16 protein-coding genes are annotated in these 25,902 nt (G+C 62.0%); 11 read left to right on the plus strand and 5 right to left on the minus strand.

Going from position 1 to position 25,902, the window contains the following annotated elements; genetic code table 11:
• Nucleotides 1-185 precede the first annotated feature (185 nt).
• A complete protein-coding gene (locus tag ABEA58_RS06680) occupies nt 186-1,013 on the minus strand; it encodes a LytR/AlgR family response regulator transcription factor (protein WP_345549976.1) in 828 nt (275 codons plus the stop codon).
• Nucleotides 1,010-2,185, minus strand: coding sequence for a sensor histidine kinase (locus ABEA58_RS06685; RefSeq protein WP_345549977.1), 1,176 nt, complete (start codon nt 2,183-2,185; stop codon nt 1,010-1,012). Before ABEA58_RS06685 ends, ABEA58_RS06680 begins: the two co-directional genes overlap by 4 nt.
• Before the next feature lie 561 nt (nt 2,186-2,746).
• On the opposite strand from ABEA58_RS06685, the gene ABEA58_RS06690 reads away from it, so the two are divergent.
• The 8 genes from ABEA58_RS06690 (at nt 2,747) to ABEA58_RS06725 (ending at nt 16,902) form a co-directional block, all read left to right on the plus strand.
• Nucleotides 2,747-4,099: a sugar MFS transporter gene (locus tag ABEA58_RS06690; protein WP_345549979.1), complete on the plus strand. Its 1,353-nt coding sequence runs from the start codon at nt 2,747-2,749 to the stop codon at nt 4,097-4,099.
• Between the two features lie 255 nt (nt 4,100-4,354).
• Nucleotides 4,355-5,365 carry a glucokinase gene (gene glk, locus ABEA58_RS06695; protein ID WP_345549981.1) on the plus strand — a complete coding sequence of 337 codons (1,011 nt, stop codon included), beginning with the start codon at nt 4,355-4,357 and terminating at the stop codon, nt 5,363-5,365.
• Between the two features lie 11 nt (nt 5,366-5,376).
• Entirely contained in the window at nt 5,377-7,974 is a 2,598-nt protein-coding gene (locus ABEA58_RS06700; RefSeq protein ID WP_345549983.1) for a glycoside hydrolase family 3 protein, read from the plus strand.
• 124 nt (nt 7,975-8,098) lie between these two features.
• On the plus strand, nt 8,099-10,030 hold the full coding sequence (locus tag ABEA58_RS06705) for a glycoside hydrolase family 3 protein (protein WP_345549985.1): 1,932 nt from the start codon (nt 8,099-8,101) through the stop codon (nt 10,028-10,030).
• 29 nt (nt 10,031-10,059) lie between these two features.
• Complete coding sequence (locus tag ABEA58_RS06710; RefSeq protein ID WP_345549986.1) at nt 10,060-11,175, plus strand: glycoside hydrolase family 16 protein; 1,116 nt, start codon at nt 10,060-10,062, stop codon at nt 11,173-11,175.
• Between the two features lie 783 nt (nt 11,176-11,958).
• Complete coding sequence (locus tag ABEA58_RS06715; protein WP_345549988.1) at nt 11,959-14,112, plus strand: prolyl oligopeptidase family serine peptidase; 2,154 nt, start codon at nt 11,959-11,961, stop codon at nt 14,110-14,112.
• Nucleotides 14,113-14,399: 287 nt separating this feature from the next.
• Nucleotides 14,400-16,136: an AMP-binding protein gene (locus ABEA58_RS06720; protein ID WP_345549990.1), complete on the plus strand. Its 1,737-nt coding sequence runs from the start codon at nt 14,400-14,402 to the stop codon at nt 16,134-16,136.
• 367 nt (nt 16,137-16,503) lie between these two features.
• On the plus strand, nt 16,504-16,902 hold the full coding sequence (locus ABEA58_RS06725; RefSeq protein WP_345549992.1) for a GFA family protein: 399 nt from the start codon (nt 16,504-16,506) through the stop codon (nt 16,900-16,902).
• 73 nt (nt 16,903-16,975) lie between these two features.
• On the opposite strand, the gene ABEA58_RS06730 is transcribed toward ABEA58_RS06725, so the two are convergent.
• A complete protein-coding gene (locus ABEA58_RS06730; protein ID WP_345549993.1) occupies nt 16,976-17,269 on the minus strand; it encodes a DUF1540 domain-containing protein in 294 nt (97 codons plus the stop codon).
• A gap of 254 nt (nt 17,270-17,523) precedes the next feature.
• Between ABEA58_RS06730 and ABEA58_RS06735 the strand changes: the two genes are divergently transcribed.
• The gene (locus ABEA58_RS06735; protein ID WP_345549994.1) at nt 17,524-20,964 is read left to right on the plus strand and encodes a hybrid sensor histidine kinase/response regulator; all 3,441 of its coding nucleotides are present in this window, start codon (nt 17,524-17,526) and stop codon (nt 20,962-20,964) included.
• A 63-nt stretch (nt 20,965-21,027) separates the two neighbouring features.
• On the opposite strand, the gene ABEA58_RS06740 is transcribed toward ABEA58_RS06735, so the two are convergent.
• Entirely contained in the window at nt 21,028-21,723 is a 696-nt protein-coding gene (locus tag ABEA58_RS06740; protein ID WP_345549996.1) for a LuxR C-terminal-related transcriptional regulator, read from the minus strand.
• Nucleotides 21,724-21,865: 142 nt separating this feature from the next.
• Nucleotides 21,866-23,824, minus strand: coding sequence for an acetate--CoA ligase (gene acs, locus ABEA58_RS06745; RefSeq protein ID WP_345549998.1), 1,959 nt, complete (start codon nt 23,822-23,824; stop codon nt 21,866-21,868).
• 370 nt (nt 23,825-24,194) lie between these two features.
• Between acs and ABEA58_RS06750 the strand changes: the two genes are divergently transcribed.
• Both ABEA58_RS06750 and ABEA58_RS06755 read left to right on the plus strand, forming a co-directional pair.
• A complete protein-coding gene (locus tag ABEA58_RS06750) occupies nt 24,195-25,544 on the plus strand; it encodes a DcaP family trimeric outer membrane transporter (protein ID WP_345550000.1) in 1,350 nt (449 codons plus the stop codon).
• Between the two features lie 34 nt (nt 25,545-25,578).
• On the plus strand, nt 25,579-25,896 hold the full coding sequence (locus ABEA58_RS06755) for a DUF4212 domain-containing protein (RefSeq protein WP_345550002.1): 318 nt from the start codon (nt 25,579-25,581) through the stop codon (nt 25,894-25,896).
• Nucleotides 25,897-25,902: the final 6 nt, after the last annotated feature.

Raw genomic sequence — 25,902 nt, forward strand, 5'->3', positions numbered from 1 at the left:
ACTCAGATTTTCTCCCTTGTTTTGACCCGGCAGGATACTGCCGGGTTTTTTTGTGTCCGCGAAATGAAAAAGGGGCGGGGGGGAGAACAGGGAAGTGGGGGAACAGAGAGAACAGAGAAGAGGCGAGCGGGCAAACTGGCTAGGAGAAATAGTGCCTGCTGCCCCGAGATAGAAGGCGGGGGCCTTTAAGGTGTAGAAGGCCCCTTGCTCGCATCCAGATAGTCTTTGATGGGTTGGCGGTAGTTGCGGCTGACTTTGACTTCGGCACCACTGGCCAGGGTCAGCAGGTACTCGCCTTTGGTCAGTACCTTGATCTGGTCAATATAATCCAGATTGACCAGGGTGGAGCGGTGTACCCGCTTGAAGGTGGTGGCGCAGAGCTGTTGTTGCAGCTCCTTCATAGTGCTGCGCATGATGTGGGTGTTGCCGCCGGCGTGCACGCACATATAGTCCCCCGCCGCGTCGATCCATTCCACATCGGCCTGGTTCAGCATGATAATGCGGCCGCGATCCTTGATCGCCAGCTTGCCCGGACCTTCGTTGCTGGGTCGTTCCGCCGGTCGGGTCAGTGAATCCAGCGAGGCCATCAGCCGGCCTTTTTCCGCGCTGTGCTCTTCGCTGCTTGTACCACTCGCGGCACTGCGCTGGTGCAGCCGTTCACGCGCGCGCTGTATCGCCACTTGCAGGCGCTCTGCTTCCAGCGGCTTGAGCACATAGTCCACCGCATGGACCTCAAAGGCTTCGATGGCGTAGTGGTCATAGGCGGTGGCGAAGATGACCAGCGGGATGGTGTCCCCCTGCAGCCGGCGCACGACCTCGAAGCCGTTCATCCCGGGCATTTGTATGTCCAGAAACAGGATGTCCGGCGTGTGTCTGGCCACCGCACTGAGCGCCTCGCGTCCGTTGCGGCAGGTCGCTACGACCTCGATGCCGGGGACTTCTTCCAGCAGCGACTGAAGCAGTCGCAGTGCCAGCGGTTCATCATCCACCAAAACGGCTCTCAAATGGCTCATGCGGTTACCTCTATCGTATTGTTATCTTTATTGCTCTCGCGGGATTCGAACGGCAGGCGGATTTGTATCTGCATCCCGCCGCTCTGCTTGCGCGACTGGGTAATGCTGTACGCTTGGCCGTATAAAGTGCTGAGGCGGTCGCGGACATTGGAAAGGCCAACGCCGGTGGACACTGGCTCCTCGGCTTCCGGCTCGGCGCGGTCCTCGGGGCTGCCGGAGTCGCAGATCTGCAGCAGCAGTTGTTCACCGCTGCGCCGTGTGCGAATTCTGATGGTGCCGCCGGATTCGCTGAGGGCGATTGCGTATTTCACCGCGTTTTCCGCCAGCGGTTGCAGCAGCATGCTCGGCACCAGCGCCCTGCGGGTCTGCTCCTCGACGTCCAGTTTTACCTTCAGCCGGTCGGCAAAGCGGGTTTTCTCGATATCCAGATACAGCAGCACAGCGCCAATCTCCTGATCCAGGCTCACTTTGTTGACCGGGTCTTCGGTGAGTGAGTGGCGCAGGAACTGGCTGAGGCGCACCACCATATCCCGGGCTTCCGCAGCCTGTTCGAAACGGATAAGCGCGTTGATGGAGTTGAGGGTATTAAAAAGGAAATGCGGGTTGAGCTGGTAGCGCAGCATCTTGAGCTGCGCCTCCTTGGCCACGGCTTCCGCATGCAGCCGGCGGATCTGTTCGCGCTCGTGGAAGGCGGCAACTTGCAGAACTTTATCGTGTTCTTTTTGCAGCAAGAGAGAATATTTTACGCCGCAGTACAGGGCACTCCAGAACAAAAATACAAAAAGGGAGGCGTAATACCAGCCGCCGAACTCCGCCCACAGGGAGTGCTCTCCGGTCAGGTAAATGTAGGCTTCCATGCGCACCAGGGTCCAGATTCCGGAGATGACGCCAATGGCCAGCAGGTAGATAAAAGAGCGCAGGGCGATTGGCGTTTCCCAGGCGACATCGAAAATCGGCTTCAGCAGTAAAGAGAGCAGAAAGCCGATCGCGCACTGAAAGAGGGTATTGCCGGGTTCGAAGTGCGGCCATTCAACCGATGAATGCCAGAATGTCAGGGACAGGAAGGTGGTCACGATGATGCCCAGCCAACTGACAAGCTGTAACTTCCAGAACCAGCGCTGCGAATGCAGAGCCGCAACCTGGCCTGTTTGTGGCTGGGGAAAGGGTGCCATGGGGAGCCGTTTTTGTAGGGGTGCATCATCGCTGCAACCACCCCGGTTGTACCGCGTGGCGCTGCGCAAATACTAACCGCTGGGGGTAGTGCCTTCCAGCTTGGGGGCCGACCGGGCGTCCGCTCTATCGCGGTTTTAGTCCGCCTTAACCTGCCGCCTGCTGTGGCGGCCTGAAGCAATGCTTGTGACTGACTGGTCTGAAAATATAGGGGTATCCGTTCCATCCTGTCGCCAGTCCCTGTCGTCGCGGCGGTGTGCATCGGGGGCTTCCCGGGACCGCAGTGCGGCATGATAGATTGGCTTCACGGGAATAAAGTTTTCCGGTATGGTCAGGGTGAAACAAAACGTCTCACAGGGCGTCTCTAAGGGCCCGGGCCTAACCCGATGATCGGGTTAGGCCCGGGCTGCTTCCCTTCCAACTAATAAAAATTTTTCGTTCAGGGCCAATGTTTGGCCCTGATGTCCGATAGGTATCTGATAGAGATATCTGATCGCTGTCTGATAAAGGGTGGGGGCTGGCTCCGCGGGCGGGAAGCGCGCAGATGGATCAGCGGATATTTGATGAAAGAGTTTGTATCCGAGGCGGGCCGGCCCTTTACTGGTGAATCGGCGCATGCGGCCATAATGACGGGAGAGCCGGGAGAGCCGAAAGCCTCGGCCGTCAATCCCGTCGTCAGCCCGCGCACCAGTCTTATCCTGCTGTCTTCCCTGTTTTTTATCTGGGGCTTTATTACCAGCCTCAACGATATTCTGGTTCCCCACCTCAAGAACGTCTTTGAGCTGAGTTATACCAAGGCGATTCTGGTCCAGTTCAGTTTCTTTGCCGCCTACCTGATTGTCTCGGTGCCCGCCGGTGCGCTGCTGAAGCGCGTGGGCTATCAGCTGGGACTGGTGATGGGGCTGTTGATCGCCTGCGCCGGCTGTCTGGTGTTTATCCCCGCCGCCCGCATGCAGATCTACGAGATTTTCCTGCTCGGCCTGTTTGTACTCGCGGCCGGCATCACGATTCTGCAGGTGTCCGCCAACCCCTTCGTCATCGCCCTTGGCGGCAGTGAGAGCGGACCCAGCCGTTTGAATATGACCCAGGCGTTTAACTCCCTGGGCACGACCCTGGCTCCGGCCTTTGGGGGGCTGATTATCTTTTCCGCCGCCACTGCCGGTCTGGACCTTTCCACCGAGTCGGGCCTGGCGGCTTTCCGGGCACAGGAGGCGGCCCTGGTGGAGGCGCCGTATTTCTGGCTGGCGGTCGTGCTGTTGCTGATGGTGGCTTTCTTTTCCTGGATTCGCCTGCCGGCCATTCACGATCAGCCGCTTGCCGGTGAGAGCGCGCATAACAGCGGCGGCGCATTTTCGCTGCTGCGTTACCCGCGGCTGACGCTCGGTGCCGTGGGTATCTTCGTCTACGTCGGCGCCGAGGTGGCGATCGGCAGTTTCCTGGTGAACTTTTTTGGCGAGGAATCGGTGGCGGGTATGGAGGCGGCGGTTGCCGCTCGATATGTTTCCTACTACTGGGCTGGCGCGATGGTCGGGCGCTTCGCCGGGGCGCTGCTGCTGAGATATGTGCGCGCGGGCGCGATGCTCGCCGTGTGCGGATTTTTTGCCACGATTTTTATCGCGGTGGCCATGGCCAGTTCCGGTATGCAGGCGGTGTGGGCGATTCTCGCCGTGGGCCTGTGCAATTCCATCATGTTCCCGACGATTTTCAGTCTGGCGCTGGGCGGCCTGGGGCGCGATACCAGCCAGGGCTCCGGTGTGCTCTGCATGGCGATTGTGGGCGGGGCGGTGGTACCGCTGCTGCAGGGCTTGCTGGCGGACTATGCCGGCATCCAGTTGTCCTTCCTGATTCCGCTGCTGTGCTACTGCTATATCGTCTACTACGGCGCTTTTTCACCATTACTGCGCAGTAAAGTCTGAGGCCAGCTGTCGGCGCCCTCTATTGGTGCCGCTTCAACCAGAATAAAGTCCATCCCGGCGACTTCATCTTGTCGCTCCCTGTCAATCCGTGCACCTTATATGGCCCTCTGTTTTGCGTGAGGTGCAACAAGAATAATGGTGTCTCCATACACTCCCGTCGGCCACTGCGCCGTCCCACCCTGTTGCCCGGCAGCCAGAGCGCTGCGGGAAAACGTCTTTTTCAGTGAAATCGAGTAAAGCATGCAGGAGCAGGTAATGATGCGCCCGCAAAAGGGAGAGTGGCAGCTGGTGGCCGATATTGGAGGCACCAATGCCCGCTTTGGTCTGGCGTCTGCAGGGGCGGGCGCGCGTATCGAGGTGGAAGAAATCCGCACGCTGGAGTGCGCCAGCTACCCCAATATAGAAGCGGCCCTGAGCGCTTATCTGGACACGGTGCCCGGGGAGCGCCGCAACTCGGTGCGCGAGGCCTGTGTGGCCATCGCCGGGCCCACCGAAAGTGACCGGGTCTCGGTGACCAACCTGGCCTGGACTTTCTCCAAGGCGGGAGTCGGCGAGCAGCTCGGTTATCGCCGTTTTGAAGTGATCAACGATTTTGCCGCGCTCGCCCTCAGCTGTGCCCAGCTGGCCCCGCAGTATCTCACCCGTGTAGACAGCTTTGGTGCCGCCGAGGACGCCTGGGACCAGAGCGCGCCGCGCGCCGTGATCGGCCCCGGTACCGGCCTCGGTGTCTGTGGTCTGCTGCGCGCCGCCAACAACTGGCGCGCACTGCCCGGCGAGGGTGGCCACGGGGCCATCGCGCCGGTGACCGATGAGGAGTTCGCCCTGTGTCAGCGGTTGCGGCGCAGCCGCACGCACCTGTCGGCGGAGGACCTGCTCAGTGGCCGGGGGATGCAGAATATTTACCAGGGGCTTGCCGGCCTTCGCGGTGTGGACGCGACGGCGCAGAACCCGGCCGACATCAGCGCCGCCGCGCTGAGCGGCGAGTGCGTGCTGGCGCGGGATGCAGTGTTGATGTTCTGCAGCCTGCTCGGCGGCTTTTGCGGCGATGTGGTTCTAACCCTCGGAGCCCGCGGTGGCGTCTACCTCGGCGGCGGTATTCTGCCCCGCATTGAACCCCTGCTGCGCGAGAGTGATTTTGAGCAGCGCTTGCGCTCAAAGGGCGTCATGTCCGCTTATCTGGCAGACCTGCCGGTATTTCTCGTCAGCCACCCCTTCCCCGCCCTGAGCGGTGCCGCGGCGTTTCTGCGCCTCGATGGACAACGATAAGGAGAACCCCCATGCCACTTAGCAAAAAATACACGATCGCGGCGTTGCTCTGCGGTGCATTGATCGCCGGCTGCGAGGGTGAGCCGCAGGCGCCTGAGGGCGCGTCGAAGCAAAGCGCTGGCGAGCGGAGCGGCGTGACTTCCGCCAGCGGGGATCTCTCCGTATGGCCGCAGCTGAAGCCGGCACTGGCGCCAGACGCCGGGCTGGAGACCCGCATCAGTGCGCTGATGGCCGAGATGTCGCTGGAGGAAAAGATCGGCCAGATGATTCAGGCCGAGATCAAGTATGTCACCCCGGAAGATGTCAAAACCTATCACCTCGGCTCGGTACTGAACGGCGGTGGCAGCTACCCGGACAACAACAAGCTGGCCACCCCGCAGGACTGGCTGGCGCTGTCTGAAGCGTTTTTCGCCGCCTCCATGGACACCTCCGATGGCGGTGTGGCGATTCCGATTATCTGGGGCAGCGATGCAGTGCATGGCCACAACAACATCGTTGGGGCCACCCTCTATCCGCACAATATCGGCCTGGGCGCCGCGCGCGATGCGGATCTGATTCGCCGCATTGGCGAGGCCACCGCCCGCGAAGTGGCGGTGACCGGGGTCGACTGGACTTTCGCGCCCACCGTGGCGGTGGTGCGCGACGACCGCTGGGGCCGCACCTATGAGAGCTACTCGGAAGACCCCGCCGTGGTGCAGGCCTATGCCGAAGCCATGGTGAAGGGCCTGCAGGGGGAGAAGTCCGACGACGACTTCCTGCGCGGTGAAAACCTCGTCGCCACCGCCAAGCATTTTGTCGGCGATGGCGGCACCACAAGGGGCATCGACCGCGGCGACAACCTGGTGCCGGAGGCGGAACTGGCGCAAGTGCACGCCGCCGGTTATTTCGGCGCGCTGCCCGCCGGTGTGCAGACGGTGATGGCTTCCTTCAACAGCTGGAACGGCGACCGCCTGCACGGCCACAAGTACCTGCTGACCGATGTGCTGAAACAGCGCCTGGGCTTCGATGGCTTTGTGGTTGGCGACTGGAACGGTCACCAGTTCGTGCCCGGCTGCACCGTGAACAGCTGTGCCGCGGCGATCAACGCCGGTCTGGATATGTTCATGGTGCCGTCGGACTGGAAAGAACTGTATAAAAATACCCTTGCCCAGGCGCGCAGCGGTGAAATTCCCATGGCCCGTGTCGACGACGCGGTGCGGCGCATTCTGCGGGTAAAAATCCGTGCGGGGCTGTTCGAGCACGAGCGTCCGCTGGCGGGCAAGGACGGCATTCTCGGCAATGACGAACACCGCGCACTGGCCCGCGAAGCGGTGCGCAAGTCGCTGGTGCTGCTGAAAAACAGCGGCAACCTGCTGCCCCTGCAGCCCGCCCAGAATGTCCTCGTCGCCGGCGATGGCGCCGACAACCTGTCGAAGCAGACCGGTGGCTGGACCATTTCCTGGCAGGGTACCGGCAACACCCGCGCCGACTTCCCCGGCGCGACTTCTATCTATGAGGGCATCGCCGAGGTGGTGAATGCCGCCGGCGGTGAAGCCCTGCTGAGCGAGCAGGGCGACTTCAGCGAAGACAGCTTCAGCAACGGCAACAAGCCCGATGTCGCCATCGTGGTATTTGGCGAGGAGCCCTATGCGGAGTGGCACGGCGACCTCTCCAGTCTCGAATACCAGCAGAGCACCAAGGCGGATCTGGCGCTGCTGCAAAAGCTGCGCGCCGAGGGTGTGCCGGTGGTCAGCGTATTCCTCTCCGGCCGCCCGCTGTGGGTCAACAAGGAGCTGAATGCGTCCGACGCCTTCGTCGCCGCCTGGCTGCCGGGCTCCGAGGGTGCCGGTGTGGCCGATGTGCTGTTCACCGATGCCGACGGCAATGTGCGCCACGACTTCACCGGCACCCTGCCATTCAGCTGGCCGGAATATGTGCACCAGACGGTGCTGAATCCCTACCACGACAACTACGCGCCGCTGTTCCCGCTCGGCTATGGCCTGAAAGCCGGTCAGGAGTCGCTGGTCGGCAACCAGCTGACGGAAGACGGCGAGACCTACACCGACGGCGCACTGGAAGACGCCTGGCTGCTGGTATCGCGCCCGCGCGCGCCCTGGCAGCTGCAGATCGCCGAGGCCGGGCAGGCACCGGTGGCAGTGACCGGCAACCGCGCCACCAGTGGTGAAGACGGCAATATCACCGTGGCCTCCATCGATATGGAGTCCCAGGAGGATGCCCGCCAGATCCAGTGGCAGGGCCTGCGTGCGGGCAGTGTGCTGCTGGCGGCGGAGAAGCCCCAGGACCTGAGCCGCTACCTGAAAGAGGGCGCCGCGCTGTCGTTTGATGTCCGCGTGGACAGCCAGCCCCGGCAGCCGGTCAGTGCCGCTATCGCCTGTGGCGACGACTGCAAGGCGGAGCTGCCGCTGCAGGATGCCCTGCAGGCTCTGCCGCTGGGGCAGTGGTCGACGCTGACCATCGACCTGCAGTGCTTTGCCGACAAGGGCGCCGACTTCAGCCGGGTTTCCAACGCGCTGGCGCTTTCCAGCGCCGGGCCGCTGTCACTGGCGGTCGCCAATATCAAGTACGTGCCCAGCGCCGCCGCCGAGGCCGCGATCCGCTGCGGGGGCTGAGCCCCGCGCGCTAACCCTGTATCGACCAGCCACAATGCCCGGGAATCCACCCGGGCATTGTGCTTTTGCAAGCTGGAGACCAACGCGGGCCGCGTGCCGCTGACCCGCACGTCGAGGAGAGAATATGCACAGTCACCCAACATTCACCAAGCGCACCGGCGCCCTGGCGCTGCTGCTGGCCCTGGCGGGCTGCTCCGGCGGCGAGCCGGCCGACAACACCCTGACCGACACCACCTTGATCGATAGCGCCGCGCCTGAAAACGCCCACTGGGCGCAGAGCGCGGAGCTGAACCGCCGCGTGCAGGCACTGGTGAGCCAGATGACACTGGCGGAAAAGGTCGGCCAGATGACCCAGGCCGAGCGCCGCCACGCCACCCCGGAAGATGTGAAGAACTATCACCTCGGTTCGATCCTGAACGGCGGTGGCTCCTTCCCCGGCAAGAATACCCGTGCGGACTGGGTGCAGATGATCGGCGCCTATCAGGATGCGGCCGGCGCAACCCGCCTCGGCATTCCCATCATCTATGGCACCGACGCGGTACACGGCCACAGCAACGTGATGGGAGCCACTATTTTCCCCCACAACATCGGCCTCGGCGCCACCCGTAACCCCGAGCTGGCGCAGGAGATCGGCGCTGCCACCGCCCGCGAAGTGGCGGCCACCGGCGTGTCCTGGACCTTTGCGCCCACCTTGTGTGTGACCCGGGATGAGCGCTGGGGGCGCTCCTACGAGTGCTTCTCCGAATCGCCGGAACTGGTGGCGGAGTTTGCCGGGCCGCTGGTGGCTGGCCTGCAGGGCGGCCCCCTCGACGGCGCGACCCTCAAAAACGACAAGATCGTCGCCACCGCCAAGCACTGGGTGGCCGACGGCGGCACCAGCTACGGCACTGGTGACGAAAACTATGCCATCGATCGCGGCGACACCCAGGTCTCTGACGAGGAGCTGCGCAAGCTGCATATCGCCCCCTACAAGCCGGCGCTGGATGGCGGCGTGGGCACCGTGATGATCTCCTACAGCAGCGTCAACGGCACCAAGATGCACGAGCATGCCGAGCTGAACAACGGCGTATTGAAAGGCGAGCTGGGCTTTGCCGGCTTCACCATTTCTGACTGGGAGGCGCTGAAGGAGATTCCCGCAGAGACCAACCGCGAGCGTGTGGTGCGCGCCGTGAACGCCGGTGTGGATATGGTGATGGAGCCGGAAAAATGGCAGCAGTTCATCACCGACCTCACCGCCGCGGTGGAGGCGGGCGAAGTTTCCATGGCGCGCATTGACGATGCGGTAAGCCGCATTCTGAAGGTCAAGCTTGCCGCGGGCCTGTTCGAGCACCCGCTGCCGCCACTGGCCAGCGACCCGCAAGCCGGCGAGCTGCTGGGCCACAGGGAACACCGTGAGCTGGCCCGCCAGGCGGTGCGCGAATCTCTGGTGCTGCTGAAAAACACAGGCGGCCTGCTGCCGCTGGCGAAGAACAGCAAGGTCTTCGTTGCCGGCACCCATGCCGATGACATCGGCCTGCAGTCCGGCGGCTGGACCATCGAATGGCAGGGCAAGGCCGGTGACATCACCGAAGGCACCACCATTCTCGAAGGCATCCGCGCCGCCGCCAGCGGCGAAGTCACCTACAGCGCCGATGGCGAAGGCGCTGCAGGCCACGATGTGGCCATCGTTGTGCTGGGCGAGCAGCCCTACGCCGAAGGCGTGGGGGACTACCGCGAGGCGCCGTGCGAACTGTGCAAGCCGCTGACCCTGAGCGACGAGCAGCTGGCGGTGCTGAAGAAAGTACAGGCGAGCGGTGTGCCCACTGCGGTGGTGCTGGTTTCCGGGCGCCCGCTGCTGATCAGCGAACAGCTGCCGCAGTGGCAGGCATTCGTTGCCGCATGGCTGCCGGGCAGCGAAGGCCATGGTGTGGCGGATGTGCTCTTCGGTGATTACGCGCCGAGCGGCAAGCTGCCGGTCAGCTGGCCCCGCAACCTGCAGCAGATCCCCATCAATGTGGGTGACGCCCAGTACGACCCGCTGTTTCCCTATGGCTTTGGCCTCACCTACCAACCGTGATGGCGGCAATGGCAGCAGTGGCCATGGCAATGGCAAATCGATTTTATCGCCGTATGACACCCGCGATCCTGACCGCAGTCATCCTGGCCGCGGCTGCCATCGCCGGCTGCAGTGGCAGCAGTGCGGTGAGCGGACCGGGCGAACGCGATAGCGGTGAAAGTGAAGCTAGCGGTGAAAGTGACGCTAGCGGCCTGAGCGGAGCGGCACAGGCGTCAGCGGGCGGCCTGAACTGCCTCGGCGCGCCGCTCGCAAGCGGCTACTGTCTGGTGTGGCGGGACGACTTCAATGGCACCGCATTGGATATCGGCAAGTGGAGTTATGAGCGCAATTGCTGGGGCGGCGGTAACGATGAAGCCCAGTGTTACGTGGACGACCGGGAAAATATCTGGGTTGCCGACGGGCGGTTGCACCTGAAGGCGATCCGCAAGGACGCGACAGGCCCGGCGCTGATGGACGATCACCCCGGCTACGATGCGCAGGATCGCAGCGGCAGCGGGACTTATACCTCCGCGCGCCTGCGCAGCCGGGGCAAGGGCGACTGGAAATACGGCCGCTTCGAAATCCGCGCCAAGCTGCCGCGCGGCCAGGGCACCTGGCCGGCAGTGTGGATGCTGCCCACTGACTGGGAATACGGCCAGTGGGCCAGCTCCGGCGAAATCGACATCATGGAGGCGGTGAACCTGCACGTGGGTGGCGAGGACCGGGTGCACGGCACCCTGCACTACGGTGGCCCGGCGCCGGAGAATGTCTACAGTGGCGAGGCCTACCGCCTGCCGGGCGCTGCCAACCCCGCCGACGGTTTCCACGAGTACGCGCTGGAGTGGGAAGAGGGCGAGATTCGCTGGTATGTGGACGGTACTCATTACGCCACCCAGACCAGCGATGGCTGGTACTCAAGAGCCGCGCCGGACAGCCCCCACGCCCCCTTCGACCGCCGCTTCCACCTGCTGCTGAACCTGGCGGTGGGCGGCAATTGGGCCGGCAAGGTCAACGCCACCGGTATCGACGAGAGCGCCTTCCCCCAGCAAATGGAAGTGGATTATGTGCGTGTATACCAGTGCACCCGCGATCCCGCTACCGGCAGGGGCTGTGCCACCCTCGGCGAGGCTGCTGTGCACAACCCGGGCAGGCAGCCGCCGAACTGACCGCCGACTGGGCCTGTGAGCCGGCTTGTGGCTCGGCTTGTGGGTTGGCTTGTGGATCGGTCGGTGAGTCGGGTTGTGAGTCGATCATGAATGGATTGATGATCCGGCCACCGCGGGTGCGTGCCGCCAGTGCGCCACTGCAGACAGTGGCATTGACCGCTGGTGGCATTTTTTATTTGCCGTGTTTTTATTGCCCGCATTTTCACAGGCAGCCCCTGTGACCTGCTCAGGGGCTTATTGGTCGGGCTTCATTGCCCCCGCTGCATTGTTTACGGCTTAGGTTGCGGCTTAGGTTACGGCATAGGTTTCGGCATGGAATGCGGCGCCATGCAAAGTGGTATTCGCTTTCTCGCACCTGTTCTGTGTCTTTGCCCCTTTGTCTTTCTCGCTCTGTCCCTCTCACTCTCACTCTCACTCTCACTCTCACTCTCACTCTCACTCTCACTCTCACTCTCACTCTCACACCCGCTCTCACACCCGCTCTCTCTCCCGCTCTCTCTCCCGCTCTAAATTCTGGCCTCTGAAGTGAGCAGGTATTTTGTCTGTTAATGGCCGGTTTTCCAGATGATTTTTTGCTGGGTGGCTTTTTCGGCGCGGAAAATCCTGTCGTCTGTGGGCGTTTGCGCGACACTTGAACTTTGACCGCAGACAGGGTTTGCTGCAGGCGTATGGCAGGCGCTGAATTTGTGCTGCGCCGAACTCGCTGCGCGAAAAAGGCAGTGCCATAAGAAGCGCGCAAACAGCAGCCTGCAGATATGATCAGGAAACCTACGGGATCGATTTATGAGAAAACTTTCTTCCCTCGCTGTAGTGGGCCTGTTGGCCGCCTGCTCGGGTGAGACCCCACCCACCGCCACCCAGGGCGCGGCAGCAATACCGGCCGCTGGCGTTACCTACCCGCAAACCCGCAAGGATGCCGTTGTGGATACCTACTTTGGAACCGAAGTGGCGGACCCCTACCGCTGGCTGGAAGATGATCGCAGCGAGGAGACCGGAGCCTGGGTCAAGGCCCAGAACGAGGTCACTTTTGATTACCTGGAGGGCATCCCTTACCGGGAGACCCTGAAAGAGCGGCTCGAATCCCTGTGGAACTACGAAAAGGTCAGCAGCCCGTTCACCGAGGGCGAGTACACCTACTTTTACCGCAATGATGGTCTGCAGGATCAGTCGGTGGTGTGGCGCAAGAAAGGCGACGCCGAGCCGGAAGTTTTCCTCGACCCGAATCAATTCAGTGAGGATGGCACCACCTCCCTGGCGTCACTGAGTTTTTCCAAGGATGGCTCCATTGCCGCCTACGCCATCTCCGAGGGCGGCAGTGACTGGCGCAAGATCATTGTGATCGATGCGGAAACCAAGAAGGAGCTGGAAGCGCCTCTGGTCGATGTGAAGTTCTCCGGAATCTCCTGGAAAGGCAACGAAGGTTTTTACTATTCCAGTTACGACAAACCCCAGGGCAGCGAGCTGTCCGCAAAGACCGACCAGCATAAACTCTACTACCACGAACTGGGCCAGCCGCAGTCGGAAGACCGGCTGGTATTCGGCGGCACACCGGAAGAAAAGCGGCGTTATGTGCAGGGCTACGTGACCGAGGACGATCGCTATCTGGTGATTTCCGGCGCGACTTCCACTTCCGGCAATGATCTGTTTATCCGCGATCTCAGCCGGCAGGACGCGCCGCTGACTCCGGTGCTTACGGATTTTGAATCGGATACCTACGTGATCGACAACGTGGGCAGCAAGCTGTACCTGGTCACCAACCGCGAGGCGCCCAACAAGAAAGTGGTGACCGTTGACGCAGCCGACCCGGCGCCGGAAAACTGGGTGGATTTTATCCCGGAAACGGACAACGTCCTGAGCGCCTCCATCGGCGGTGGTTATTTCTTCGCCGAATACATGGTGGATGCGCTGTCAAAAGTCTACCAGTACGACTATGACGGCAAGCGCGTGCGGGAAATTGCCCTGCCGGGACCGGGCAGCGCGACCTCCCTCAGCGGCAAAAAAGCGGATGAAACCCTTTACTACTCCTTTACCAATTACAAGACACCTTCCACCATTTTCGCTTTCGACGTGAAAGCGGGAGAGTCTTCCGTCTACCGCGAGTCCGGTGCGGACTTCGACGCGGATCTCTATGAGTCAAAGCAGGTGTTCTACACCTCCCGCGACGGCACCCGTGTGCCGATGATGATCACCTACAAAAAAGGCCTGCAGCTGGATGGCAAAAACCCAACCATTCTGTATGGCTACGGCGGCTTTAACATCAGCCTGACGCCATCGTTCAGTATCGGCAACGCCGCCTGGCTGGAGCTCGGCGGTATCTACGCGGTGCCGAACCTCCGTGGCGGTGGCGAGTATGGCAAGGAGTGGCACAAGGCCGGCACCAAACTGCAAAAGCAGAACGTATTCGATGACTTCATTGCCGCAGCCGAATACCTGATCGACAACAAATATACGTCCAGCGATTACCTGGCCATTCGCGGTGGCTCCAATGGCGGTCTGCTTGTAGGCGCGGTCATGACACAGCGGCCGGACCTGTTCAAGGTGGCGCTCCCCGCCGTGGGGGTAATGGATATGCTGCGCTACCACACCTTTACCGCCGGGGCCGGCTGGGCCTATGACTACGGTACCGCCGAGGACAGCGAGGAGATGTTCCAGTACCTGATGGGATATTCCCCGGTCCACAACGTCAAAGCCGATGTGCGCTACCCGGCAACCCTGGTGACCACCGCCGATCACGATGATCGCGTGGTGCCGGCACACTCGTTCAAGTTTGCCGCGCAGCTGCAGGAAAAGCAGGCGGGCCCTGCGCCGACGCTGATCCGCATCGAAACCAAAGCCGGTCACGGCGCCGGCACGCCGGTTTCCAAAAGCATCGAGCAGTACGCGGATATCTTCAGCTTTACCCTCTACAACATGGGCTTCGACTCCCTGCCGGAATAAATCCGGCATCCGCCCCATGATTTTGAGCCCGGCAGCGCCGGGCTTTTTTGTGGGCGCGGGCCTGCAAACCCCCGCGATGTTGTCGCCCAAGACTCCATGGGTGTATTGGGTCACTGGGATTCGGACTCATTGGGGGAATATTGCGCCAAAACTTCGCCAAAACTTCGAGTTGATCTGGTCTGGCCGGAGAAGTACAGAGTACCCTGTGGCGGAATCAGCTTAGGTTTCGCTGCCGGGTTACCCGGAATGCGATACAGAAAAATAAGAGAAAGCGCAAGGCAAGCACCATGAACCCAGAGCAAAAGTACAAAAGCGTGGCTGGCAAACAGCCACTGGAAGTACTCTACGAGAGAGAGCGCGAGCAGGGAGGAGAGGTTTACCTGCGCCAGATGTGGAACCGCGAGTGGCGCGAGTACACCTGGGGCGATGTGATGGACCGTGCACGGCGGGTGGCCAGCTTCCTGGTGGAACGGTTCGAGCCCGGTGACCGTATCGCCATTCATGCCAAGAACTGTGCCGACTGGATTATCGTCGATATCGGCATCATGCTGGCGGGGATGGTCAGCGTGCCCCTTTATCCGGGCCAGTCTGCCAGCTCCATGCGTTACGTGCTGGAGCACTCAGAAAGCAAGGTGCTGTTTTGTGGCGCCAGTGATGACAACAAGGCGCTGACAGAGGTTTCAAGCCTGCAGCCCACCGTGGCTATCCAGCGCTGTGCAATCGACTGTGACAGCACCCTCGAGGAGCTGCTCGAATCCCACCGCCCCTATGCGGAAAGCCCCCTGTTCGACGAAAACGATGTGTTCACCATCATGTACACATCCGGCACCACCGGGCACCCGAAGGGCGTGATGCACACCTGGTCTGCCATCAGCTTCGCCGTGCCGAATATGGTGCGGGGTTTTGGCTACGATGAGAGCGACCGCTTCTTCTCCTACCTGCCGCTGGCCCACGCGGCCGAGCGTATCGTGATCGAGTTTCACAGCCTGTACTCCGGTACACCGATCTATTTCCCCGAATCGCTGGAAACCTTCGTCGACGACCTCCGCCAGGCGCGCCCAACCATGTTCTTCTCGGTCCCGCGCCTGTGGACCAAGTTCAAGGAGGGGATCGACGCGAAGATGCCGCCGGCGCTGCAGAAATTCCTCCTCAGCGTGCCCGGCCTGCGCGGCTGGCTGCAGCGCAAAATCCAGAAAGGACTGGGCCTCGATCAGGCCCGCATGCTGGTGACCGGCGCCTCCCCCATCTCCGTGGACCTGCTGCGCTGGTATCACCAGATGGGCCTGATGGTCACCGACGGCTACGGGATGACCGAGAACTTCATCTATGGCTGTATCACCCATATGGAGGACACCCCGGTACCGGGCACGGTGGGTAAACCCTTCTGGGATTGCGAGGTGAAAATCTCCCCCGAGGGCGAAATCCTGTTCAAGAGCCGCGCGCTGATGAAAGGCTATTATCTCGAGCCGGAAAAAACCGCCGAGGTACTGCGCGATGGCTACTACCATACCGGGGATTCCGGCTTTATCGATGACCGCGGCCTGCTGCATGTCACCGGGCGTATTTCCGACACCTTCAAAACCAGCAAAGGCAAGTTTGTGCAGCCGCCGAGCCTGGAAGGCCTGTTCGGCGATGAAGCCCTGCTGGGGCAGGTCTGCGTACTGGGCCATGGCTTGCGGCAGCCTGTGATGCTGGCAACCCTGTCAGAACTTGCCCAGAGCATGTCCAGAGAGGATGTCAGCCGCCAGTTGGAGAAAACCCTGGCGGCGGTCAATGAGGAGCTGGCCCAGCACGAGCGCATCTCCGGTATATACATCACCGTGGATGAGTGGACGCCGCAGAATGAACTCCTGACCCCCACCATGAAGGTCAAGCGCAAGGTGCTCGAGCAGCGCTACCGGCCCTGGATCGAGCGCAAGGAGGATCAGGGCGGCATCATCTGGGAATCCCCCTCCAAGAAGAATGCGCCTGCAGAAAACCGCAGCGTGTTCAAGCCTGAATCCGCCCAGGCCGATGCCGGATAAACCGCAAGGTATTGGTTGACGGCAGCGCTGCCAAACAGCCTGGCGCAGAGGTTTTGCGCCAGTGCTGTATACTCTGGGCTTACCGCCCCTGCGCTAGTCTGCCAATTGCCTTGCCCCAATTTGCCCCAAGTATTTTTCCCAAAGTATCTTTCCTCAATCATCTCTCCCAAAACTGCCTTCTCCCCCAATGACTTGCCCAGGGTTATCCCGGGCCAGTGGCAATGAAACTTCGCAAAATTAACTGCCTGGGAATGAAAAGGTATGGGCATTTAAAGAGATGTGCAGAGGGATGTGCAGAGGGGTGTGGAAGGCCGTTGTTGCCTTTCGATAACGGCTGCTGCTGTTGTTTAATTTTTCTGAGAGTGAAATGAAAAATTCAATATCTGGAAAATGCCACTGTGGCGCTGTTGAGTGGACCGCAGTGCTGCCGCATACCATAGCGCTTAACTGTCACTGCAATATGTGTCGGTCATTAAGCGGTGCCGATTACAGCTCATGGGTGGTGATCCCTTCGGCTCAATTCAGCATAAGATCCGGGCAGGACGACATTGCTCACTATCAGGCATCAGAAAACTTCTCCAAGTCCTTTTGCAAAAATTGTGGCTCGACGATTAGCTGTGTCAATGATGATAAATTTCCTGGCCATATTTATCTGGCCAAGGGCGGCATAACCTCAGAATTCGATATGCCCGCCCAGATTCAGGTCTTTACCGAGTTTAAGGCGCGGTGGGTGACACTCGACGAAAGCATTCCTGTTTTCAACTAGTCACAGTTTGCCAAGCGCCTGTGCGCGCTTTCGGAATCATCGTTCAGCGGCTCCATGGCGCAGCGGCAGGCGCTCAATGGCTGGTGCAGGTCATGCACCGCACTTCCCCTTCCTGCTCACCCACCTCGATGCTGTCGGCACAGCACTCCAAATCCTGATTGTGGTCGCAGGTGGCCACCTTGCAGGCGCCCACGCCGGCGGTTCGATGACTGTGGGTGTGGCTGCTGTTGTGGAAGTAGGTGTCGCAGTCGGGATTGTCGCCATCCCCCACGGTTATGGCGCGGGCATGGCAGCTCTCATCGGCGTTGTAGGCACATTGGCTGATAACGCATTTGCTAACCTCGGGCATATCGGTGGCGATGATCATAAAAAGTGCTCGTTTTAACAGGGTTTTTGACTAGCCCGATGGCCGCAGCAGTGGATAAGCGGGCAATGATTGGGATAAGCAGAAAGTAGTTCAGGCCATCGGCTTGTCAACGGCGAACGAGTGAGTGGCTGATGTCGGAACGCCACTCAATGCGCCCAGGCTCTACCATTCGCTAATAGCCACACCTGGCCGCTATCGGCTATCTTCGCAGCAGCAGTAACAGCAATAGCAAGCAGCGCCGGACTGACAGCACCATGATAGGCAAGCCCTTTCTGCTCTTTTTTGCCCTGGTTTACGTGGCCCTGCTGTTTGCCGTGGCCTGGTGGGCGGAGCGCCGCGGCGCCTGGAGCCAGCGCAGTCGGTCGCGGGTCTATGCGCTGGCGCTGGGGGTCTACTGCAGCTCGTGGACCTTTTTCGGCGGGGTGGGCCAGGCGGTGGCCAGCACCTGGAGCTACCTGCCCATCTACCTCGGCCCCATCCTGCTGTTTCTGCTGGGTGGGTCGCTACTGGGCAAACTGGTCACGGTGGGGGAGCGGCAGAAAATCACCTCCATCGCCGACTTTATCGGCTCCCGCTACGGCAAGAGCCGCGGGTTATCCGCCACGGTCACGGTGCTGGCGATTATCGGCACGCTGCCCTATATCGCCCTGCAGTTGCGCGGTTTGACCATGGCCTGGGATACCGTTGGCTCCGGTGATACCGGCACACCGGCCTGGGATCTGGATACGGCGCTGGTGACCGCGCTGCTGATGGGCCTTTTTGCCATTCTGTTCGGCACCCGCCATCTGGAAGGGCGCGAGCGCAACCGGGGGATGGTGAGTGCCATCGCGCTGGAGAGCCTGGTCAAGCTGCTGGCATTCGCGGCAGTGGCGGGGCTTGCCTGCTGGCTGATGTTTATGCAGCCCCTGGCTTCGGGCCAGCTGCCGGCGCGCCGCTGGGACCCCCTGATTGTGGACGCCAACTTCCTGACGCAGACGCTGCTCGCCGCCGCCGCCATCCTGTGCCTGCCACGGCAGTTCCATATGGCGGTGGTGGAGTATCAGGGGCCAAAAGACCTGCAGACCGCGCGCTGGTTGCTGCCCCTCTACCTGCTGTTGTTCGCCATGCTGATACTGCCCATCGCCATGGCGGGGCAGCCGTTTGCCGCCAGCGGTCAGCTTTCGCCAGACAGTTTGGTGCTGTCGATACCCATGGTGGCGGGCAGCAGTGAACTGACCGCGCTGGCCTATCTGGGCGGCTTTTCCGCGGCCACCGGGATGGTGATTGTGGCGGCGGTGACACTGGCGGTGATGATCTCCAACGAGCTGGTGGCGCCGGTCTGGCTGTTCCTGAGCCGTTTCACCTCGCTGTCGGCGGTGTCCTTCGGGCGCTACCTGCGCCAGATTCGCGCGCTCAGTATTTTGCTGCTGATGCTGATGGGCTGGGGCATGCACCGCGCCCTCAGCGGGCTGGAGACCCTGACGCCGATCGGCTTGCTGTCGTTTGCCGCCGCAGCGCAGCTGGCGCCGGCGCTGGTGGGCGGCCTCTACTGGCGCGGCGCGCACCGCTATGGGGTCTGGGCCGGCCTTGTCGCCGGTTACGCCCTGTGGTTTTTCACCCTGGCGCTGCCGGCGGTATTTCCCGGACAGCCGCTGATCAGCGAGGGGCTGGGGGGCATCTCCTGGCTGCGGCCGCAGGCGCTGTTTGGGCTCACCGACCTCGATCCGCTGAGCCACGGCGTGTTCTGGAGCCTGCTGGCGAATGTCGTCTTGTTTGTGCTGGTGTCGGTCTGGAGCCGCCATGACAGCCGCGACCTGCGCCAGGCCAGCGCCTTTGTGGAGGAGGGCGCGCGCAGTATGAGCCCCCGTGCGGAACTGGCCCCGACCAGTGTGCAGGTGGGGCAGCTGCACAGCCTGATGCAGCCGTTTATCGGCGCCGACCGCCTGGATGAAATCTGGCAGGGGTTTGAGCTGCGCGTGGGGCAGCGGCTGCTGCCGGATGATCGCGCTCCCCGGTTTGTGCTGCGGGAGGCGGAAGCGATGCTCGCCGGCATTGTCGGCTCCGGCACCGCCCAGCAGGTGGTCGAACTGCTGCGGCGCAACAAACCCCTCAAGGTGGAGGATATCGCGCGGCTGGTGGACCGCACCTCGCAGAGGTTGCGCTTCAGCCAGGAGCTTTTGCAGACCACGGTGGAAACCATCAGCCAGGGGATTTCCGTGGTCGACCGGGAGTTGCGGCTGGTGGCCTGGAACCAGCAGTACCGCGAGCTGTTCGATTATCCGCAGAGGCTGCTGTACATCGGCTGCCCGGTGGAGCGGCTCTACCGCCACAACGCAGAGCGCGGGCTTTACGGCGACAGCGGGGATCTGGATGCCCAGGTGGAGCGACGGCTGCAGCTGCTGCGTCATGGCGGCGCGCACCGTTTCGAGCGGCGCCTGCCCAATGGCGTCATTGTCGAGGTGCGCGGAACCCCCATGCCCGGCGGCGGCTTCGTGACCACTTTTACCGATATCAGCGACTACCGCGCGGCGGTGGATGCGCTGGAGGAAAACCAGCGCACACTGGAGCAGCGGGTTGAACAGCGCACCGCGGAGTTGCAGTCGCTGCACGCGGCCCAGTCCCGCTTCCTCGCCCATACCAGCCACGACCTGTTGCAGCCCATCAACGCGGCGCGGCTGTTTATCGCCTCGGCGCAGCAGCGGGCCGCCCGGCAGCAGTGGCCGGAAACCATGGCGGATATCTCCAATATCGACAGCGCGCTGGAGTCCGCCGAACACCTGATCGGCGCGCTGCGGGAAATCAGCCGGCTCGATTCCGGCAAGCTGACGCCGAAGCGGGAGCACTTCCCCCTGAGCGATCTGCTCGACGGGCTGGTGGCGGAATTTCAGGCCATTGCCACCGATCGCGGCCTGCAGCTCCACCACCCGCGCAGCAGCGCCTGGGTCTACAGCGATCGTCACCTGCTGCGGCGTATCCTGCAGAATTTTCTCGGCAACGCCTTGCAGTACACGCGCCGGGGGCGGGTGCTGATCGGTGTGCGCCGCCGCGCTGACGGGCTGGAGGTGCAGGTGCTGGATACCGGCCCGGGCATTGCCGAGGAGGCGCAGGCGCAGATTTTTGAGGAGTTCGTGCGCCTGTCGTCGTCGGAAAGCGCCAGTGAAAAGGGGCTGGGGCTGGGGCTCGCCATCGCCCGGCGCAGCGCCGAACTGCTGGGCCACCCTCTGAGCCTGCACTCGGTGCCCGGGCGCGGCACCTGTTTTTCCATCCTTCTGCCCGCCGGGGTGCCGGCCCAACCCGCGAGCGCGGCGGCGGTCGCCGAGCCGGTCGTGGCCAGTGCCGAGTTGAACGGCGTTCGGGTGCTGTGTATCGACAACGAGACGGCCATCGTGCGCGGCATGCAGAGCCTGCTTGAGGGCTGGGGTTGTGAGGTGACGATTGCCCGCTCTTTAGAGGAGGCGCGCCGGCATTGGCACGGCGCCCCGCCGCAGCTGGTGATCGCCGACTATCACCTGGACCGCGGGGCCACGGGCATTGAGGCATTGCGGGCACTGAGCGATACCTGGGGTATGGAGGTGCCCGGCATCCTGATCAGTGCGGATATTTCCGAGGCGGTGCGCGACAGTGCGCGGGACGCCGGTCTTTTCTATCTGCCGAAACCGGTCAAGCCGGCGGCACTGCGCAACCTGGTGCGGCGGCTGGCGAAAAGCGCCAGATAGCAACAGGGCAGGCGGCGGGGCAGGCGGCGGGTAAACACCGGGTCAGTATCCGCTGAGCGGGCGCTACTTCGCTGGCGGTGTGAACTGCCCCGGCGCCTCCACGTCCAGGCTGCTGATCGCCAGTACCGCCTGGGTGCGCGAATTGACCCCCAGCTTGCGGAACAGGGCGGTGAGGTGGGCCTTCACCGTCGCCTCGGTGACATTCAGTTCATAGGCGATTTGCTTGTTCTGCAGCCCCTCCGCCAGCATGGTGGCCACGCGAAACTGCTGCGGGGTCAGTGTTGCCACCACATCGGCAATCTCATTCGGGCCGCTTTTCTCTGTCGCGCACTGGCTGGCCACTTCCGCCGGCAGCCACACATCGCCGGCCAGCACCGCGTGCAATGCCTCCGCGATGGTCTCCACCGGCGCCGACTTGGGCAGGAAGCCACAGGCCCCGTAATCCACCGCCCGGCACATCACTTCCGGTTTTTCATTGGCGGAGACCACCATCACCGGCAGTTGGGGGTGTTGGCCGCTGAGGAAAATCAGGCCGCTGAAGCCCTGGGCACCGGGCATATGCAGGTCGAGCAGCAGCAGGTCGGCGTCAGCGTGTTCCGTGGCGCAGCGCTGCAGGCTGTCCATGTCTTTTGCTTCGATCAGCTCGGCATCGGCAAAAGTGGCGCGGATCGACTGGCAAAGGGCTGCGCGAAACAGCGGGTGGTCGTCGGCCACGATGAACTTGCGGCCGCCGGTGCCGGGACCGGTCACATTGGTCATGGCTCCCTCATCGTCTTGCCTCTGCGGGCGTTTACTGCTGGTCTGGGTAGTTTACGCCCTGGTGTGCGCGGAGTGAAAAAAAACGGCCAGCGCCAGAGGCGGTGGCCGGAAGGGGGTGGGACTCAGAGGAGTCCGAGGTTGACTAGCGGTTTTGACTCAGGGATTGGTAGTCGGCCACCAGGCGCGATACCACTTCGGGGTCGGCCAGGGTGGAGATGTCCCCCAGCTGATCCACTTCACCGGCGGCGATCTTGCGCAGGATTCGGCGCATGATTTTGCCCGAGCGGGTCTTCGGCAGGCCCGGCGCCCACTGGATAACGTCCGGGGTGGCGATGGGGCCGATTTCACTGCGCAGCCAGTCGCGCAGGGTGCGGTGCATGTCGTCACCGGACTCCTGGTCGCTGTTCAGCGTCACATAGATGTAGATGCCCTGGCCCTTGATGTCGTGGGGGAAACCCACCACGGCGGCCTCGGCGACGGTGGGGTGCGCCACCAGCGCGCTCTCCAGCTCGGCGGTGCCCATGCGGTGGCCGGAGACATTCAGCACATCGTCCACCCGCCCGGTGATCCAGTAGTAGCCATCCTCGTCGCGGCGGGCGCCGTCGCCGGTGAAGTACCTGCCGGGGAAGGTGCTGAAGTAGGTGTCGATAAAGCGCTGGTGATCGCCGAATACCGTGCGCATCTGCCCGGGCCAGCTGTCCAGCAGCACCAGGTTGCCCTCGGTGGCGCCTTCGAGCAGTTCGCCCTCGTTGTCCACCAGTGCCGGGCGGATGCCGAAAAAGGGTCGGGTGGCGGAGCCGGGCTTCAGCGCCGTGGCGCCGGGCAGCGGGGTCAGCATCGCCGCGCCGGTTTCGGTCTGCCACCAGGTGTCCACAATCGGGCAGCGGCCGCGGCCAAAGTGGTCGTGGTACCAGCGCCAGGCTTCCGGGTTGATGGGTTCGCCCACGGTGCCGAGCAGGCGCAGGGAGGAGAGGTCGGCACCCGCCGTGGGCTTGTCGCCCTCGGCCATCAGTGCGCGGATCGCCGTGGGCGCAATATAGAGCACGTTGATCTGGTGTTCGTCGACAATGCGCGCCACCCGCGTTGTATCCGGATAGTTGGGCACACCCTCGTACATCACCGTGGTGGCGCCGTTGGCCAGCGGTCCGTAGATGATGTAAGTGTGGCCGGTGACCCAGCCGATATCGGCGGCGCACCAGAAGCGTTCACCGCGGCGATAGTCGAATACATACTCGTGGGTCAGGCTGGCGTAGGTCAGGTAGCCGCCACCGGTATGCAGCACCCCTTTGGGTTTGCCGGTGGAGCCGGAGGTATAAAGGATAAACAGCGGGTCTTCCGCGCCCATTTCCTGCGCCGGGCAGTCGTCGCTCTGTGCCGCCAGCAGGCAGGCGTAGTCCACATCGCGGCCGGGCACCATATCGACCTGGTCATCGGTGTATTCCACCACCACGGTTTTCTCGACGGTGGTCTCCTTGCAGAGTTCGATGGCCCGGTCGACGTTCTCTTTCAGCACCACCGAGCGGCCGCCGCGCTTGCCGGCGTTGGCGGTAATCACAATGCGCGACTGGCCATCGTCCATGCGTCCGGCCAGCGCCTCCGGGGAAAAGCCGGCGAAGACCACCGAGTGAATCGCGCCGATGCGGGCACAGGCCAGCATGGCCACGGCGGCCTGCGGGATCATCGGCAGGTAGATGGTCACCACATCCCCTTTGTTGACGCCGAGGGACTTGAGGCCGTTGGCAAACTGGCACACTTCGCGGTGCAGTTCGCGGTAACTGATCTCCCTGCTCTGACCGGGCTCGTCGCCGACCCATAAAATCGCGGTGCTGTCGGCATGCTCCGCCAGGTGCCGGTCGAGACAGTTGGCGGCGACATTCAAGGTGCCGTCCTCATACCAGCGGATATGCAGGTCATCGCGGTCGAAGGAGGTGTTTTTGACCTTGCTGAAGGGTTTGATCCAGTCCAGGCGCTGGCCCTGTTCACGCCAGAATGCCTCCGGCTCCTCCACCGAACGCCGGTAGAGTTCAAGGTATTGCTCTTCGTTCAACAGTGACTGTTCGGCATAGTGGGTTGGGACGGGATAGACAGCTGTTTCTTTCACGTTGGCGACCTCGCTGATTCAGTCATTACCGGTGATCCGGCGTGTTTTTGCTATTGACCAGCATCATGCCTCTGTACCGCGTGGGGGCGTATTAGACATAGGTCGAAACCCTTTGTCCTTGCCTGAAACCTTCTCCGCAGCGGTTGGCTGTATGCGCGCAGCGGCGAGGCTCGCAGGCGGCGTTACCAGAAAAGGGATATTGGTCAAAACAGCTCTGCAGCTTCACCGTCGCGTCAATCCACCCGCTTTCTGCACAGCTTTCATCGCACTCACTTTTCTCCCTATTAGACCAATGGTTAATACCCCGGCTCGCTTAAACGCGGTTATATCGCTACTGCACCAATCCACCAGTCAGCGATGAGAGAGCAGTATGACTACAACAAAAAGAAAGTTCCTGGCTCGTCTATCGGCGGGCCTGGCCATCACATCGGCCTGCCTCGGTTTCAGCAGTGCGCTCAGCGCGCAGCAGGCTGCCAGCGGGGAGCCCAGCCCGGAAGAGCTGCAGGCACGCATTCAGGAACTGCAGGTACAGCTCGGCCAACTGGCCGAGCAGGCGAAGCGCGCCGAACAGCGCATGGATTTACTGGCGGACCCGGAACCCGGGCGGTCGGCTTCTGCGGGCGGCAGCAATCTGCAGATCGGCGGTTACGTGAAACTGGACACCATTTTCAGTGACTATTCCGATGGCCGCGCCGCCACCGCGGGCATCGGTGAGGATTTCCTGGTGCCTTCCACCATTCCGGTGGGGGGCGAAAGTGGCGATGCCAAGTACCACGCTCACGCCAAGTCGACGCGGCTGTTTGTAAAAACTTCCACGCCTCTGGGCGCGGGTCAGGTGAATACACATCTTGAGCTCGACGCCATGGCCAGCGGCCAGGGTGACGAGCGCATCAGCAACTCCTACGCCCAGCGTTTGCGCCACGCCTATATAGACTGGCAGATGGATGACAGCCGCAGTCTGCTGGCCGGCCAGACCTGGTCCACGTTTTTTAATGTGGGCGCGCTGCCGGATGGGCTGGATTTTGTCGGCCCGGTGGGCACGATTTTCGAGCGCCAGCCGCAGCTGCGATATACCCAGAAATTCGGCAGCGGCAGCCTGCAGTTGGCGGCGGAAAACCCGGCCACCACACTCTACAACGGCACTGAAAATCCCTACGACGACAACAGCAGTCCCGACCTGATCCTGCGCTACAACAACAGCGCCGGCGCCTTCAGTTATTCGCTTGCCTCCATGAGCCGCGAGCTCGCGTATGAAACCGATGACCTGCGCGCATCGAAGCGCGGTTATGCCATCAGCCTTTCCGGAAAACTCCAGCTGGGTGCTGACGATATCCGCTTTATGTACAGCCACGGCAATGCCCTGGGCCGCTATATGGGCCTGAACGGTTATCGCGCCGGCATTATCGAAGCGGATGGCGGTATCGGGCTGATCGACCAGTCCGGAGGATTTATCGCCTGGAGGCATCCATGGAATGAACACTGGCGCAGCAACGCCGTATTTTCCATGAGCTCCGCCGATAACCCGGACACCGTGACCGACACCACCGCGGCAGGGTATCGCAGCGCACACCTGAACCTGCTGTATTCACCCACGCCAAAACTCACACTGGGAGGGGAGTACATTATGGCCACCAAGCAGGTGGAAAACGTCAGTGGATCATTGGCCGATGACGAGGGCGACTTGCAGCGCCTGCAGTTTTCCGTCAAATATGCCTTCTGAACAAAAAGCATTGAAAAGTGATGGGAGATAAGCCATGAGCTTTGAAAGTGAAAAGCACGCGGATGATTACTGGAAAGAAAATCTCCGCATGATGCTGAGTTTACTGTGTATTTGGTTTGCCGTTTCCTTTGGTGCCGGCATCCTGTTTGTGGACGAATTGAACGCGATTCGTTTGGGTGGCTTCAAACTCGGCTTCTGGTTTGCGCAACAGGGGTCCATCTATGTGTTTCTGGCGTTGATCGTGGTGTACGTGTTCAAGATGAACAAGCTCGACCGCAAGTACAACGTGCACGAGGATCACGAAGAGCCGGATGAGTTCGAAGATGCCCTCGAAGAAGAGTTCACAAACTAGGAGCGG

This window comes from Microbulbifer aestuariivivens (assembly GCF_039545115.1).
Taxonomy (GTDB): Bacteria; Pseudomonadota; Gammaproteobacteria; order Pseudomonadales; family Cellvibrionaceae; genus Microbulbifer; species Microbulbifer aestuariivivens.